This window comes from Nocardia australiensis (assembly GCF_020733705.1).
GTDB classification, from domain to species: Bacteria; Actinomycetota; Actinomycetes; order Mycobacteriales; family Mycobacteriaceae; genus Nocardia; species Nocardia australiensis.
Genome location: NZ_JAJFZM010000005.1, coordinates 19,910 through 33,892 on the forward strand (window position 1 = coordinate 19,910; position 13,983 = coordinate 33,892).

Sequence of the window (13,983 nt, forward strand, 5' to 3'; positions counted from 1 at the left end):
CCCGGCGCCCATGGGTGCGAGTCGGTCGTCATCGCGGGGCGGAGTATGGGCTGCGCCCGGACGGGTCAACATCATCGGCGAGCACACCGACTACAACGGCGGCTACGCGTTGCCTATCGCGCTCCCGCACACGGTGACGTGCGCGGCCGACCCGACCGGCGACGATCGCGCGCTGGTGACCTCACAGCAGCGTCCTGGCGAGCGGGTCGAGGTGTCGATCGCCGAGCTCGCGGACGCGACGATGCCCCGTTGGGCCCGGTATCCGCTCGGGGTGGTGCACGAATACCGGTGCCGCGGATACACGATCTCCGGAGTCGCTCTCCATCTGGATGGCGCGGTGCCGGTGGGTGCCGGGCTGTCGTCTTCCGCGGCGTTGGAATGCGCGGTAGCGGTCGCGTTGCGCGACCTGTTCGCGCTGCCGGTCACCGACGCCGAGTTGATCGATATCGCGCGGACGGCCGAGAACAGTTACGTCGGCGTGCCGACCGGCACCCTCGACCAGAGCGCGTCCGTGCTGTGCACCGCCGGGCACGCGTTATTCCTCGATTTCGCCGCAGGCCGGCACGCGCAGGTGCCATTCGATCTGGCGGCGACGGGGCTGGAATTGCTGGTGGTCGACACCAACACGCCGCACCAACTCGCCGATGGTGGTTACGGTGACCGCCGCGCGGAATGCGAACGGGCCGCCACGATGCTGGATGTCGCGTCGTTGCGTGACATCACCGACCCTGCTGTGGTCGACAAGCTGGAGGACCCGATCCTGCGGCGCCGGGCGCGCCATATCGTGACCGAGAACAACCGAACCCTGACGGTCGTCGAGCTGCTGCGCCACGCACGCGATCCGCGCGATATCGGTCCGGTACTCATCGCCGGGCACGCTTCGCTGCGCGACGATTTCGAAATCTCCACCCCACAACTCGACGCCGCGGTCGAGGCCGCCCTGACCGCCGGCGCCTACGGCGCGCGGATGGTCGGCGGCGGGTTCGGCGGCAGCATCATCGCCCTCACCGACGCCGATCGCACTCAACCAACAGTCGACGCGATCGAGAACCGATTCCGCACAGCGGGTTTCGCCGCACCACGAACCTTCGTCGCGCTACCGTCCGCAGGGGCTCGCCGAATGATGTGACACGGCGCGGATTCCGCCCCGGCAATTCGACAGATGGCAGGCTGGCAGACGTGATCGAATCGGTAGCACAGCATGGGCGAAGCGACGAACACTCCTTTGGGGCGAGCGCTTTCGTCGCGGCAGATGATGGTCGGCGTTTGCATTACATGGTGCGCGGGGCGGGGGAGCCGACCGTGGTGTTCGAGTCGGGGATGGGGTTCTCGCGGTCGACTTGGGGGCTCGTGCAACCGGTGATCGGTGAGCGGATGCGCGCTGTTGTTTACGATCGGGCCGGGACCGGGCGTAGTGATGACGATCCGCGTCCACGCACGTTGGAGCGGATGGTCAGCGATCTCGATGTGCTGTTGCGGGAATTGGGGAAGGGCCCCTTCATTCTTGTCGGGCACAGCTGGGGTGGTCCCATCGTCCGGGTCGCGGCGGCGGCGAATCCCGCTCGCGTTCAAGGCGTTGTGCTGGTTGATCAGAGCGACGAGAACTGCGAACTGTATTTCGCGCCGTCGGCGGAGAAGCGGTACGCCTCGACTCGGGTGCTCATGCCGGTGCTTGCCCGGTCGGGGCTGTACCGCCTGCTCGGCAGCCGGGCGGGCGCCGCGCAACCCGCCGATATCGCTGCCGACCACCGTGGCGAGGATTTCACCGTTAGGGCCGCGCGCACCCTGCTCGCCGAGCAGGACCAGTTCGGCGCGGAATTGCGGCGCCTACGTGATCAGCCGTTTGGGCTCGGTGCTCTGGACATCAGCGTGATCTCCGGTACGAAAATGCCCCGACTCGACAAGAGCGCCCGTGCGGCACTGATCGCCGCGCATCGGCACACCGCCGCTACGTTTCGCAATGGCCGGTTCGTCGAGGCGACGCGCTCCGGTCACTTCGTCATGTTCACCGAGCCCGAGCTGATCGTCGAGGAGATTCTTCGCATGGTGTCGCCGTAGCTGTTGCCTGGTCGAGAACCGGCACCGGAAAGGCCGTCGACCGCAATAGATTTCAGCGGGTGGTGTAGCCGCCGTTGGCGAATATGGTCTGTCCGGTGACCCAGCGGCCGTCGGTGGCCAGGAATTCGACGAGCGGAGCGATGTCCTCGATCTGGGTCAAGCGGTCACCCATGGCTTGGGACTGGTGAAACGCGACGCGCTCGGGGGTTTCCTGCGGGTAGAAGAACGGGGTGTCCATCGGGCCGGGTGCCACACTGTTCACCGAAATACCTCGTGCGGCAAACTCTTTCGCCGCCGCACGGGTGAAGTGCTCGACTGGGCTCTTGGCGCCGGCGTAGGTCGAGTAGCCGTCGGTGAACGCCGCGAGCAGCGAGGTGACCACGGTAATGATCCGGCCGTCGTCGGCGAGCCGCTTGCCTGCTTCCTGGAGGAAGAAGAAGGCGGCCTTGGCGTTGATGTCGAACATCGAGTCGTATTCGGCCTCGGTCGTTTCGATGATCGGTTTGCGCAGTACCTTGCCTACGGTGTTGATCGCGATGTCCACCGAGCCGAACTGGTCGATCGCGGCCGCGAACATGGTCTCCACGTTCGCGGGCACCGTCAGATCGGCTTGGAAGATGGTGGCCTTCCGGCCGATTGATTCGATTGTCGCCGCGGTCTTTTCGGCGTCGACCCGAGTGCTTGCGCTGTTGTAGTGCACGAGGACGTCGGCGCCGCGTTCGGCGAGTCTTGTGCTGATGAGGCCGCCGAGATTCTTCGCGCCTGCGGCGACGACGGCCGATTTGCCTGCCAGTGATCCGCTCATCCTGTTGTCCTTCGCGTCGAGTACGGAATAGCTCTGCGTGGTCGATGCTATGGACAGTTTTCACAAATGAAAAACAGGTAATTTCGTGGTATCGACAAGCGCTGATTGTGGTGCTCGACCCGGCTTCGGTGGCTCCCCGCCAGCACAAACTCGGGTTGTGACTTGCTCGGATTTCTTTGTTTTGCCCGAGGTCGCCGGGCTCCTACAGTGTTAACCGTGGTGCGGGGTGGGCTGCCGCGAACTTCCCACCCCCACCGCATTATTTCGCATTCCGTTGCGGATCATGAACATGTGTTTGTGAAAACAGCTGTGGTAACAAGTATGGTTTGTCGGCATGGCCGCTCCCATGCTTGATCCGCACCGCCTGCGGCAGTTCGTGTCGGTTGCCGATCGGCTCAACATCAGCCGTGCCGCGTCGGAACTGCACCTGACGCAGCAGGCCGTCAGTGCGACGATCAAGACTTTGGAGCGGGACCTGGGTGTCGCGCTCCTGGAACGCACAGGTCGGCGCATCGAGTTGACCGCGGCGGGCGAAGCATTGCGGGCGGGGGCGGCACCGCTGCTGGATGCGACAGCCGCGCTGGCGCGGACCGCGCGGACCGCGGCGATCGGTGGGAGGGAGCATCTGGTCATCGCGCATAGCCCGGCCATCAGTTCCGACGAGGTCTACGACCTGACCGACTCGGTTCGCGCGGAGTTCCCGTCTGCCTCCATCACCGCGCGTCAGTGCTTTCCGGATGAGATCGTGCCCGCGTTGCGGGCCGGCACCGCAGATGTCGGATTGCGCCGTGGCGCAACAACTCCCGACGATGTCGCGGCGGCAACGATCTCATACGCGCCGCTGAATATCGCGGTGGCGGTTGATCATCGGCTCGCGAACTTATCGACGCTCACGATGTCCGACCTCACCGGCGTGCGTCTCGTTCTGTGGGGACCACCAGGTCAGTCCTTCTACGCGGACTATCTGCTCTCGGTGTGCCGGCGCGCGGGTTTCGAACCTCGCGTGGTGATCAACCACATTCAAGGAACCGCACCGACCACCGCGGTGATCGGCAGCGATTGCTTCGCCTTCGTCACGGCGGATCCGGGTTCCTACCATCGTGGACGAGCGCTGGTGCTGCCGCTCGAGGACGGCCCGGTCGCCCCGGTGCAGGCGCTCTGGTTGCAGCACACCCAATCGCCAATCCGGCAGGTATTCCTCGGCGGCGGCTCGGCCTAGCCGGGCATTCTTGCCGCCGACAGACCCTCCGCGCCTCTGTCGGGCAGGCCGGTACGCCGAGTACGTGGACGAGAAGTGCGACCACACGTAACTGCTGATTTCGCTCGCCGCCCTCGCGTCGTGAGGGCACAGGCCGCTATGGTGAGCCTCGCCGTGGTGAACGGGAAGCCGGTGCGATACCGGCGCGGCCCTCGCCACTGTGATCGAAGGGTGGTCCGTCCCTGATCCGTCAGGGGCATCCACTGGGCGACGGTCTGTCGTCTGGGAAGGAATGACTACCACTGCCCACGTTGTGGGACTTCGTCAGCCAGGAGACCGGCCACGGCATCCGAGAGGCACTCATCCACGAGGAACTGGAGAGGGTGGCGATGAGCCTTACCACAAGACAATCGATCGCAACGTGGACCGACGGTCGTCCTCCTTGCCCTGCCGGTCAGCGCTGGAGCCCGGATCGTCGGCAGCCTGGTCAACGACAGCTCGTAAACCCATCAGGTGCGCTCGACGCTGGGCACGCTTGCCGCTGGCGGCTTCTGCTATCTGATCGGACTGATCAACCTGGTGGCGTGCCGACGCATCGCCCAGGTCCTTCGCGACAGGAGGAGAAAACGGCTATGACGTTGCCGGGCTCATGGCGGTGCTGGGCAGGGTTGAGGAGCGATGGACGGCGGCGCCAGATCGGAGCGAACGATGATATGGCCTAGGCCGCTGCCGCTCATCGGCGACCAGACCTCGGCTGCTGAACGTGCGGCTGCCGTGGATGCGTGGGCGTTCCCCGAGGAGGCGCGATCTGCCCTGTACCAGGTGGTAGCGGCTCGACGTGACATCCGTCGATTCCGCCCCGACCCGGTGGACCGGGTCATCCTCGACCGGGTGCTGGACGCTGCCCATCGGGCGCCCTCGGTGGGGCACAGCCAGCCATGGCGGTTCCTTGTGGTCAGCGAGGCGGTCACCCGGGAGCGAGCCGCCAGGATGGCGGATGAGCACCGGCTGCGGCAGGCTCGGTCGCTCGCGCCCGAGTCGGCCCGGCGGCTATTGGATTTGCAGCTGGAGGGTATCCGAGAGGCGCCGTACGGTGTGGTGGTGGCGTGTGACCGCCGCACTCCCGCGGCCGGTGTTCTCGGCCGCGCGACCTTCCCGGACGCCGACCTGTGGTCGTGCGCGTGCGCCATCGAGAACCTCTGGCTGGCGGCGCGGGCGGAGGGCCTCGGGCTCGGCTGGGTCACGCTATTCGAACCTGCCGAGCTAGCGGCACTGCTCGGGCTCCCCGACGGTGTCGTCACCCTCGGTTGGCTGTGCGTGGGGTGGCCCGATGAACGGCCGCCTGCCCCGGGCCTGGAGCGGGCCGGCTGGTCACGTCGGCAGCCGCTATCCGAGGTTGTGTTCGAGGAGCGTTGGAGCGAGACCGGAATTGCGTCGTCAGCGCCACCGGTGTCGCACCTACGGGCTCCAGAACCTGCGCGGGTGGTGGGTGCTCGGGACGAGGCCGACGCTTTGCTTACGCCGCTCGGCTCGCTCGGGCTGCTCGACCGGTACGTCGACCGTGTGCAGGCGGCGAGAGCGGGACTGGACCCGGTCGGCGATGGCTGTCTGCTGCTGGTCGCCGGACGGCATCCCGTTGCTCGGCTCGGCGTGAGCGCGTTCGACGCATCGGTGACCGAAGACGTGCTGGACGCGGCTACCGCTGGGCAGTCCGTCGGCGCGGTGGCCGCTCATGCGGCCGGGCTTTCGTTCGAAGTGGTCGACGCTGGTGGCAGCAGCGGCGACTTGCTGCATCGCGACGCGCTGACGGTCGCGGATGCCATGGCCCTCCTGGCACGGGGTCGGTCACTCGGAGAACGGATCGGGGCAGAGCACGGGCTGCTCGCCCTCGGTGAGGTGGGGGTCGGTAACACCACCGTCGCCGCTGCGCTCGCCGCCTGCCTCCTGGACCAGCCTGCTGAGCTGGTGACCGGCCTCGGTGCCGGCGCGGACAGCGCCATGCTCGAGCGCAAGCGCGAGGTTGTCACTTCCGCGATCGTCAGGGCCAGGGCCGAGCACGGCGCTGACCTCGAACGCCCGGAGATATTGCTCGCCGCGCTCGGCGGACCGGAGCTCTGCGTGCTGACTGGTGCGGTGCTCGGTGCCGCGGCCAAGGGCGCTGTCACGGTGCTGGACGGCCTGGTGACCACGGTTGCCGCCCTGGCAGCGGTCAGCATCGAGCCCGGTGCCGCCGCCTTCCTGGTGGCTGGGCAGCGCAGCCGAGAGATGGCGCACGCCGCAGTCCTCGAACGGTTGGGTCTCGAACCGCTGCTCGAACTGCGGCTTCGGGCGGGGGAGGGGGTTGGCGCGGCGCTGGCCTGCCGCCTGCTGCTCGCGGGCTTGGAGGTACGCCGCGCCGCGGGCCGAACCCTCTCCGACGATGGAAGGTCGCTGACGCCATGACCGGCACGACACTGCTGTTCGTCCGGCACGGCGAGTCGACCTGGAACCGCTGTGGCCGGGTCCAGGGACAATACGGCTGGCCGCCGCTGACCGCACGCGGTCGGCGCCAGGCACGGGATGCCGCCGCCGCCCTCACTGCAAGCGGCGCGGTGTGGCTGCTTACCTCGGACGCGGTCCGCGCGCAACAGACCGCCGAGACGATCGGCCGCACGCTCGGCCTAAGGATTGAGACGACGCCCCTTCTGCGCGAGCGGCACTGGGGGCAGTTGCAGGGAGCGCCCGCCACAGCCGCGGATACGCTCGATGCACGGCTGCCCGCCGACGCCCCCGCCCCCGGTGGGGAGTCGCGCGAGCACGTCCGCGACCGGCTGCGTCGCCTCGTGTCGGACTGGGCCGTTGGCCCGCCGGGGCCGATCATCGTGGTCACTCACGGTGACGTGATCCGGGAAGCGCACTGTCTGTGGGCTACCCCAGCGGTCTCATTGCCAGCCAACGGGTCGGTGTCCGAGATCATCATCGACGCGGCGGCCCTGCGAATCGCCCAGGTCAGCCGATGAGCCGCATGCAAGGTGCGCTGCTCGTCACGGGCACCACCTCCGACGCAGGCAACCCGCCGAGGGGGTTCCCGAGGGCGCCGGCGAAGGCGGCCTCGACCGGCCCGGCGTACAGACTCGGGTGCCGACGGGCATCGCGGCAGTGATCGAGCGCCGCGCCGGCGGGCCGGGCATCGGCATCCCAGCGGCCCTCCAGCCGCTACGCCACCCGGCCGAAGGCAGCCACCGGATTGCAGTGTCGGGGATCTCCGGGTAGAGCGTCGAGCAGGTACCCGAGTCCGAGCCCGGCTGCGCGGGCGTTCATGTGTCGGACGCGGCAGCGAAGGCGGCGACCGCGCCGATCACGGTGACCGCGGGCGGGGCGATCCCCGCGTCGGCGACGGCGTCGGCCAGCTCACCTAGCGACGCGCGCACCACGCGCTGCGCCGGCAGCGTTCCATCGGCAACCGTCGCCGCGGGTGTGGATGGTGGCATCCCCGCGGCCTGCAACGCCGCGGTGATCGGCCGTAGGTTGGTGACAGCCATCAGCAGCACCAGTGAGGTACCGGATCGAGCCAGCGCCTGGTAGTCGACTGTCGATCGGGGATCGCCAGGGGGCACATGGCCGGAGATGATCGTGACGCCCTGGCTGAGCCCACGGTGCGTGACCGGGATGCGTGCCGACGCCGGCACCGCAAGGGCCGACGTCACGCCTGGCACTACGGTGACATCCACACCGGCCCGCACCAATTCCTGGAGCTCCTCCCCGCCGCGTCCGAAGAGGAAGTTGTCCCCGCCCTTGAGGCGTACGACGTGACGCCCGGCGCTTGCCTCCTTGACGAGGATCCGGTTGATCTCCTCCTGGGATGTGGCGCGGCCGTACGGCACCTTACCGACGTCGATGACCCGGGAGTGGGGCGACAGCTCGGCCATCGTGGCCAGCGGGCCCAAGCGGTCGGCGACGACCACGTCGGCCGAACGCAGCGCTTCGAGGCCGGCCACGGTGAGCAGCCCCGGGTCACCGGGGCCACCGCCGACCAGGGTCACCCTTCCTACACCGCTACCTGTACCGACCGGCGGAGGCGGGACCAGGCACCAGATGTGGCGTCGCGCGCATTCTTGTGCGATCGCTCGGTCCGCGGCGTGGTCGCCGGTGGCGGCTACTACCAGCCATGCGTCGGCGAGGTCCTTCGAGGTGTGCTCACGGTGATGCCAGGTGACCAGACGGCGCTGGGCGAGGTCGGCGATGGCGGTGGTGACCTCTGGTGCAACCACAGTGACCTTTGCGCCGGCGGTTTGGAGGCCGGCAACGTGTCCCAGCACCCAGCCGAGCTCGTCCTCAACCTCGGCTCCGGTGATCACGGTGACCGGCCGGTCGGCCACAGGTAGCTGAACGGAGTACCCGTCAGGCGCTGACATTCTGCATCTCCTGACAGCCGTGGGCCACTACGGTGAGAGCCTGCCGCATCGTCGGCAGGTGGCGTACCGCGATCCGCACCCAGTTGGCTCCGAGTCCCGGAAAGGTCTCGCCGCGACGAACCGCGTAGCTATGCTCACGCGGCGCCTCGTGCAGTTGGCCAGGCGCCCGGACCAGCGCAAACGGTGTCACCGGCTCGCCGACCACAGCTCGTGGTGGCTGGCGGCGGCGGGATGCGGGCCGTCCGGACAGGCCGGGTCCGGTGCTTTCGGATCGCAGGCGAAACGACAGTTGTCGACCACGCTCACAGGCGGCAGCAGCGATGCGAGCGCCCGCACCATCGTGGACTTGGCGGTGCCCTTCTCACCACGGACGAGTACGGCGGGGTACTCGTCCGTGGTGGGCATCAGGGCCAAGGCGCTGTCGTCGGAGCCGACGACAGCACTGAAGGGAAAATGGTTCATGCGATCTCCACAGGTTCCCGCTGGGATTGTCATGTGACGACGCATCGAGGCCGGTATTCGGACTTCCTGGTCGATCGCCTGACCGATAGCCTTCCCGGACTCGACAGTCCAGTGGCTGCGCTTGCGCGCTGATCGGAGGCTCCCAGGTTACCGCAGCGGGCCTGTGTCGGACTCTCACCGACTTCCCGATTATCCCTATGAGGGCACCTCGAGCGTGAATGTCAGCACGGAGCATACCCCGTCGGCGTGGCATTCCGTTGGCCGACGCCGTCGCGTGGGCCGCTGTAGCGCGGTCAGCAAGCATTCGCTAGGGTGGCGCGCCATGACCCCGCTGATCACCGTGGTTGGCATCGGCGCCGACGGCTGGGACAGTTTGTCGGCTGATGCGCGGCAGGCCGTCGCTGGTGCCGAAGTGGTGCTCGGTGGCCACCGCCACCTCGCAATGCTGCCGCCGCTGGACGCACGCCTGGAGCCGTGGCCGTCGCCGTTGCGGGAACAGCTGCCCGCTCTGCTGCGGCGGTACGACGGCGACCGGATCGTGGCGCTGGCTTCCGGAGACCCGCTGCTGTCCGGCATTGCTAGCACGCTGGTGTCGTGGCTGGGCGCCGAACGCGTCGAGGTGCTGCCGGCAGTGTCATCGGTCGCGCTCGCCCGGGCCCGGATGCGTTGGCCGGCCGAGACGGCCGAAGTCGTCCGCCTCGTCGGCGATGACCTCTCGGTGGTACGTCGCCACCTCGCGCCCGGCCGACGCTTGGTCGTGCTGTCCGCTGACGCCCATACGCCCGCCGCAGTTGCTGAATTGCTTGACGGCGACGGCTGGGGAACCAGCCGCGTCACCGTGCTGTCCGACCTTGGCAGCGCGGAGGAACAGCGGCTCGCGTTGCCTGCCCGCGAGTGGCGGGGCCGCAAGGCGCCAGCGCTCAACGTGGTCTGCATCGAGTGTCGGCCCGACCCCGCGACGCCGGTGTTGGCGCTCGTACCCGGCCTGCCCGACGACGCTTTCGAGCACGACGGCCAGATCACCAAGCGCGACCTGCGTGCCGCAGCGCTGGCCCGGTTGGCGCCCACGGCCGGCGCGCTGCTGTGGGACGTCGGCGCGGGTGCTGGCTCGGTCGCGATCGAATGGCTGCGCATCGATACGTCGTGCCGCGCGGTTGCGGTCGAGGCCGCCGCCGACCGCGCGGCCCGGATCAGCCGTAACGCAGAGCGGCTCGGCGTCCCGGGCTTACAGGTCCGGCACGGCCGCGCACCTGAGGCACTAGCCGGGCTGCCGACTCCCGATGCGGTTTTCGTCGGGGGCGGAGCCACCGCCCCCGAAGTGCTCGACATCTGCTGGGATGCTCTGCGCGATGGCGGCCGGATGGTTGTGCACGCAGTGACGCTGGAGACCGAACAACGACTCGTGGAGATGTATCACCGCCACGGCGGCGAGCTGACCCGTCTGTGCGTCGAGCACGCGCAGCCGATCGGCCGGTTCACCGGGTGGGAGCCTGCCCGCCCGGTCGTGCAGTGGGCTGCGACCAGAAAGGAACACCTATGACCGTCCATTTTGTCGGTGCCGGCCCGGGGGCCGCTGACCTGCTCACGCTGCGCGGCGTGACTTTGCTGCGCGAGTCGCCGGTGTGCGTCTACGCCGGCACCTACATCGACGCCGAGGTGCTTGGTCACTGCGGTCCGGGCACCCGGATGGTCGATGCCCAACACCTCGACCTCGACGAGATCGTCGCCGAACTCGTGGCCGCGCATGAGCAAGGACTGGACGCCGTACGCCTGTGCTCTGGGGACCCCTCGGTCTATTCCGCGCTCACCGAGCAGACCCGCCGACTCGACCTGGCCGGGGTGCCGTGGGATGTAACTCCCGGAGTGCCCGCGTACGCGGCCGCCGCCGCGCTGCTCGGCACTGAGCTGACCGTGCCCGAACTGGTGCAGTCGGTCGTCCTGACCCGCGCGCACGCCCAGTCCACCAAGATGCCGGAGACCGAGCAACTCGCCCGGTTCGCCGAGAGCCGAGCGAGTCTGGTGCTGCATCTGGGCATTACCCAGATCCGGCAACTGGTCGACCAGCTTGTCCCGTCCTACGGTTCCGACTGCCCGGTCGCCGTCGTCGCACACGCCACCCGGCCGCACGAGCTGGTGCTGCGCGGGACGCTGGCCGACATAGCCGACCAAGTTGAAGCCGAGGGACTACGGCACACGGCGCTGATCATCGTCAGCCGAGCGCTCGGCGTGCGGGGCGGCGTGTCCTGCACCGCCGAGTCGCACCTATACAGCGCCGAGCGCCAGCGAGCCCGCTGACATCATGCGTCCCGCTTGATGACACCTCCGCCTGACCGGACTCTCCGGAGCTCGCGGTCGTTGTGGCGGCCCCACAGGGCCGCCACAACGACCGTCAGGCGGGCGACGAACGGCGGGTCCACACACGCCCGGAGGTGCTCACCGATGTGTTCGAGGCCCCGACGATCAGCATGCATCGCATGTCGACACGATCCGGATCGAGCCCACCGAGCGTGGTGACCTCGAGCGACTCGCTCGGGCGCCCGACGTCGCGGCCGACCACCACGACGGTATCCGCCGGCCGATAGTCCAGGAGCAGCCGCTTGGCCTCGGCAACCTGCGTGGTGCGCGACCGCGACGCGGGGTTGTAGACGGCCAACACGAGGTCGGCCTGCGCGACCGCGGTGAGGCGTCGGGCAATCAACTCCTGCGGTTTGAGCCGGTCCGACAAGCTGATCACCGCGAAGTCGCCACCGAGCGGGGCACCGGCCCGCGCCGCGACCGCCTGCACAGCGGTCATCCCGGGCAGCACCCGCACCGGCACGTCGGCATAACGCTCGTCGTCGGCGGCCTCGAACACTGCGGCCGCCATCCCGAAGACCCCCGCGTCGCCGCCGGAGACCACGGCAACCCGCTCCCCGGCGAGGGCCAGCTCGAGTGCGTGTCGCGCGCGGTCGAGCTCGACTGTGTTGCCGCTCGCATGGCGACGCAGACCTGCACGTTGCGGCACGCGGTCGACGTACGGTGCGTACCCCACTATGTGGTCGACTTCCGCGAGCGCCAACCGAACCTCGGGCGTGGTCCATTCGTCGCCTGCGGGGCCGAGTCCGACGACGAGCAGTTCGCCGGAAGTGACCGCCGGTCCGGCCGGCGTCGGCCGCGGTTTGTCGTAGCGCGCCGCGTCACCGGCGGTGTCCCCGGGCACGAGCACGATCGACATGTAGGGCACGGTGTCGGGGGCGACATCCTTGGCAGGCAGCACCCGCTGGTCGGCCGATGACGCGCGCTCGACGTAAACTGCGTCCCCGAGCCGGCCGGCCGCGGCCAGTGCTGAACGCACCCGCCCGAAGGTGCGGCCCAGCTTTATGATCACCGCGCCGTGACAGTCGGCGAGCCGACGGGCCAGCTCGGGCTCCGGTAGCGTGCCGGGCAGCACGGAGAGGATGTCCGTCTGCCGCACCAGCGGCGTCGGGACAGCCGCCGACGCAGCTCCGATGGAGCTCACCCCGGGCACAACCTCGGTCGGGAACCGGTGCGCGAGCCGGTCGTGCATGTACATGTAGGAGCCGTAGAAGAGTGGATCACCCTCGGCGAGCACAACGACCGTACGACCCTGCTCCAAGTGCGCGACAAGCCGGTTGGCCGATTCCTCGTAGAAGTCCGCCATCGCCCCGGCATAGCCGCCGGGGTGGTCCGTTGTGCCGGTGGTGACCGGATAGACCAGCGGCTCCTCGATGGCCGTGGCAGGGATCAGGCCGGTGGCGATCGTCCGCGCGACGGATCGGCTGTGGGGGCCGCAGTGGTAAGCGACGACGTCGGCCTGGCCGATCAGCCGAGCGGCTTTCAGCGTGATCAGCTCGGGGTCGCCCGGGCCGACGCCGACGCCATAAAGTCGACCGGTGTGCGTGGTCATTCGGCCTCCTGGGCGAGAGCATTGAGTGCGGCGGCCGCGAGCGCGCTTCCGCCCCGGCGGCCGCGGACGATGAGGTGCGGGATGTTGGCGGGGTGCTCGAGCAGCGCTTCCTTGGACTCGACCGCGCCGACGAAGCCCACTGGACAGCCGACAATGGCGGCCGGGCGTGCAGCGCCGGCATCGAGCAGCTCGAGCAGATGGAAGAGTGCTGTCGGAGCGTTGCCGATCGCGACCACGGCGCCTTCGAGGCGGTCGGCCCAGAGCGATACCGCCGCCGCCGATCGGGTGGTGCCCCACGCGGCGGCAAGGCCCGGCACGCGTTTGTCGCGCAGCAGACAGAGCACTTCGTTGTCTGCGGGCAGCCGTGCGCGGGTGATGCCGGAGGCGACCATGTGTGCGTCGGTAAAGATCGGCGCTCCGGCGCTGAGCGCGGCTCGGGCCGCGCCGACCAGGCCGGGATGGACGACGAGGTCCCGGGAGAGGTCGGTTTGCCCGCACGCGTGGATCATGCGTACGGCGACCTTCTCCGCGTCGGCCGGAACTGCGGAGAGGTCGCTCTCGCGCCGGATGGTCGCGAACGAATCGATGTAGATCGCGGCTCCGTCGGTCGTATAGGGGTAGCGGCGAGCTGGCGGCGAAATCATCCTTGGCTGCTCCGTCGTGTCAAGCATCGGTGGACCTCCAGGTCGGGGAGAGGCAGGCCGCGCCATGGCGTCACCATGACTTCAGCGGCCGACTGGGCGATGATGTCGTCGGCCAGGCTGGCGTCGAGGTCGCTGCGGTCATCGAGCACGAAGACGAAACGTGCCGGCAGCGCCACGAGGGCCGGGTCGGCGCAGAACAGCGCATCGAGCAGGCTGCGGTAGGGCGCAAGGTCGGCTCGACCGCCGATTCGTCCGATCAACGGCGAGACCATGATGTTGCGGATCCGCTCGGGGGTGGCAGATGGCAGCAGGCCGAGTTCGGCGATCTCGGCTGTCTGTGCAGCCGCCTCGGGGCGCACGGTTCGCCGCTGAACGGTGGCGCGGACAATGAGGTGCCGGGACCCGTCGCCGTACTCCCGTGCGAGCCCGGACAGCGCGCAGCTGCTCGCGGGCCAGTCGGTCACCGACCAGGCGGATGCGTAGCAACGCGCCGTCATCGGCCTGCCACGGCCGGG

Annotated in this window: 14 protein-coding genes and 2 riboswitches; of the genes, 7 read left to right on the top strand and 7 right to left on the bottom strand. The window is 68.8% G+C overall.

Going from position 1 to position 13,983, the window contains the following annotated elements; translation table 11 throughout:
• The first annotated feature begins 10 nt into the window (after window positions 1–10).
• Together galK and LKE06_RS22340 are read left to right on the top strand one after the other, a co-directional pair.
• Complete coding sequence (galK, locus tag LKE06_RS22335) at window positions 11–1,129, top strand: galactokinase (protein ID WP_228001525.1); 1,119 nt, start codon at window positions 11–13, stop codon at window positions 1,127–1,129.
• Window positions 1,130–1,179: 50 nt separating this feature from the next.
• Entirely contained in the window at window positions 1,180–2,058 is an 879-nt protein-coding gene (locus LKE06_RS22340; RefSeq protein ID WP_228001321.1) for an alpha/beta fold hydrolase, read from the top strand.
• Window positions 2,059–2,110: 52 nt separating this feature from the next.
• Here the strand turns inward: LKE06_RS22340 and LKE06_RS22345 are convergent, their stop codons facing one another.
• Window positions 2,111–2,863, bottom strand: coding sequence for an SDR family oxidoreductase (locus tag LKE06_RS22345; protein ID WP_228001322.1), 753 nt, complete (start codon window positions 2,861–2,863; stop codon window positions 2,111–2,113).
• Window positions 2,864–3,197: 334 nt separating this feature from the next.
• Between LKE06_RS22345 and LKE06_RS22350 the strand changes: the two genes are divergently transcribed.
• The 3 genes from LKE06_RS22350 (at window position 3,198) to LKE06_RS22360 (ending at window position 7,060) form a co-directional block, all read left to right on the top strand.
• Window positions 3,198–4,082, top strand: coding sequence for a LysR family transcriptional regulator (locus tag LKE06_RS22350; protein ID WP_305082812.1), 885 nt, complete (start codon window positions 3,198–3,200; stop codon window positions 4,080–4,082).
• A 122-nt stretch (window positions 4,083–4,204) separates the two neighbouring features.
• Window positions 4,205–4,420: riboswitch (cobalamin riboswitch) on the top strand.
• 349 nt (window positions 4,421–4,769) lie between these two features.
• The gene (gene bluB, locus LKE06_RS22355; protein WP_228001323.1) at window positions 4,770–6,503 is read left to right on the top strand and encodes a 5,6-dimethylbenzimidazole synthase; all 1,734 of its coding nucleotides are present in this window, start codon (window positions 4,770–4,772) and stop codon (window positions 6,501–6,503) included.
• Complete coding sequence (locus LKE06_RS22360) at window positions 6,500–7,060, top strand: histidine phosphatase family protein (protein WP_228001324.1); 561 nt, start codon at window positions 6,500–6,502, stop codon at window positions 7,058–7,060. Before bluB ends, LKE06_RS22360 begins: the two co-directional genes overlap by 4 nt.
• Before the next feature lie 297 nt (window positions 7,061–7,357).
• Here LKE06_RS22360 and cobA read toward each other — a convergent pair whose 3' ends face one another.
• Genes cobA through LKE06_RS22375 form a run of 3 tightly spaced genes read right to left on the bottom strand, consistent with a single transcriptional unit; the run spans window position 7,358 to window position 8,917 of the window.
• Complete coding sequence (gene cobA, locus LKE06_RS22365; RefSeq protein WP_228001325.1) at window positions 7,358–8,455, bottom strand: uroporphyrinogen-III C-methyltransferase; 1,098 nt, start codon at window positions 8,453–8,455, stop codon at window positions 7,358–7,360.
• On the bottom strand, window positions 8,442–8,645 hold the full coding sequence (locus LKE06_RS22370; protein ID WP_228001326.1) for a hypothetical protein: 204 nt from the start codon (window positions 8,643–8,645) through the stop codon (window positions 8,442–8,444). Before LKE06_RS22370 ends, cobA begins: the two co-directional genes overlap by 14 nt.
• A complete protein-coding gene (locus LKE06_RS22375) occupies window positions 8,642–8,917 on the bottom strand; it encodes a magnesium chelatase ATPase subunit I (RefSeq protein WP_228001539.1) in 276 nt (91 codons plus the stop codon). Before LKE06_RS22375 ends, LKE06_RS22370 begins: the two co-directional genes overlap by 4 nt.
• Window positions 8,918–8,948: 31 nt before the next feature.
• A riboswitch (cobalamin riboswitch) is annotated at window positions 8,949–9,142 on the bottom strand.
• A 97-nt stretch (window positions 9,143–9,239) separates the two neighbouring features.
• Between LKE06_RS22375 and cbiE the strand changes: the two genes are divergently transcribed.
• Window positions 9,240–10,457, top strand: coding sequence for a precorrin-6y C5,15-methyltransferase (decarboxylating) subunit CbiE (gene cbiE / locus LKE06_RS22380; protein WP_228001327.1), 1,218 nt, complete (start codon window positions 9,240–9,242; stop codon window positions 10,455–10,457).
• Complete coding sequence (locus LKE06_RS22385) at window positions 10,454–11,212, top strand: cobalt-precorrin-4/precorrin-4 C(11)-methyltransferase (RefSeq protein WP_228001328.1); 759 nt, start codon at window positions 10,454–10,456, stop codon at window positions 11,210–11,212. The genes cbiE and LKE06_RS22385 overlap by 4 nt, the downstream gene beginning before the upstream one ends.
• A gap of 94 nt (window positions 11,213–11,306) precedes the next feature.
• Here the strand turns inward: LKE06_RS22385 and LKE06_RS22390 are convergent, their stop codons facing one another.
• From LKE06_RS22390 to LKE06_RS22400, 3 genes are read right to left on the bottom strand one after another with little or no spacing between them, the layout of a single operon-like run.
• Window positions 11,307–12,824: a precorrin-2 C(20)-methyltransferase gene (locus LKE06_RS22390; protein WP_228001329.1), complete on the bottom strand. Its 1,518-nt coding sequence runs from the start codon at window positions 12,822–12,824 to the stop codon at window positions 11,307–11,309.
• Window positions 12,821–13,468 (bottom strand): precorrin-8X methylmutase, encoded by a 648-nt coding sequence (locus LKE06_RS22395; RefSeq protein ID WP_228001330.1) that lies wholly within the window; start codon window positions 13,466–13,468, stop codon window positions 12,821–12,823. The genes LKE06_RS22390 and LKE06_RS22395 overlap by 4 nt, the downstream gene beginning before the upstream one ends.
• Window positions 13,465–13,932, bottom strand: a complete 468-nt coding sequence (locus LKE06_RS22400) for a hypothetical protein (RefSeq protein WP_228001331.1) — start codon at window positions 13,930–13,932, stop codon at window positions 13,465–13,467. The genes LKE06_RS22395 and LKE06_RS22400 overlap by 4 nt, the downstream gene beginning before the upstream one ends.
• Window positions 13,933–13,983: the final 51 nt, after the last annotated feature.

Bases quoted from the DNA above. Each gene is read 5' to 3' on its own strand.
- galK (WP_228001525.1), top strand. From the start codon at position 11: ATGGGTGCGAGTCGGTCGTCATCGCGGGGCGGAGTATGGGCTGCGCCC.
- LKE06_RS22345 (WP_228001322.1), bottom strand. From the start codon at position 2,863: ATGAGCGGATCACTGGCAGGCAAATCGGCCGTCGTCGCCGCAGGCGCG.
- LKE06_RS22350 (WP_305082812.1), top strand. From the start codon at position 3,198: ATGGCCGCTCCCATGCTTGATCCGCACCGCCTGCGGCAGTTCGTGTCG.
- bluB (WP_228001323.1), top strand. From the start codon at position 4,770: ATGATATGGCCTAGGCCGCTGCCGCTCATCGGCGACCAGACCTCGGCT.
- LKE06_RS22360 (WP_228001324.1), top strand. From the start codon at position 6,500: ATGACCGGCACGACACTGCTGTTCGTCCGGCACGGCGAGTCGACCTGG.
- cobA (WP_228001325.1), bottom strand. From the start codon at position 8,455: ATGTCAGCGCCTGACGGGTACTCCGTTCAGCTACCTGTGGCCGACCGG.
- LKE06_RS22375 (WP_228001539.1), bottom strand. From the start codon at position 8,917: ATGAACCATTTTCCCTTCAGTGCTGTCGTCGGCTCCGACGACAGCGCC.
- cbiE (WP_228001327.1), top strand. From the start codon at position 9,240: ATGACCCCGCTGATCACCGTGGTTGGCATCGGCGCCGACGGCTGGGAC.
- LKE06_RS22385 (WP_228001328.1), top strand. From the start codon at position 10,454: ATGACCGTCCATTTTGTCGGTGCCGGCCCGGGGGCCGCTGACCTGCTC.
- LKE06_RS22390 (WP_228001329.1), bottom strand. From the start codon at position 12,824: ATGACCACGCACACCGGTCGACTTTATGGCGTCGGCGTCGGCCCGGGC.
- LKE06_RS22395 (WP_228001330.1), bottom strand. From the start codon at position 13,468: ATGATTTCGCCGCCAGCTCGCCGCTACCCCTATACGACCGACGGAGCC.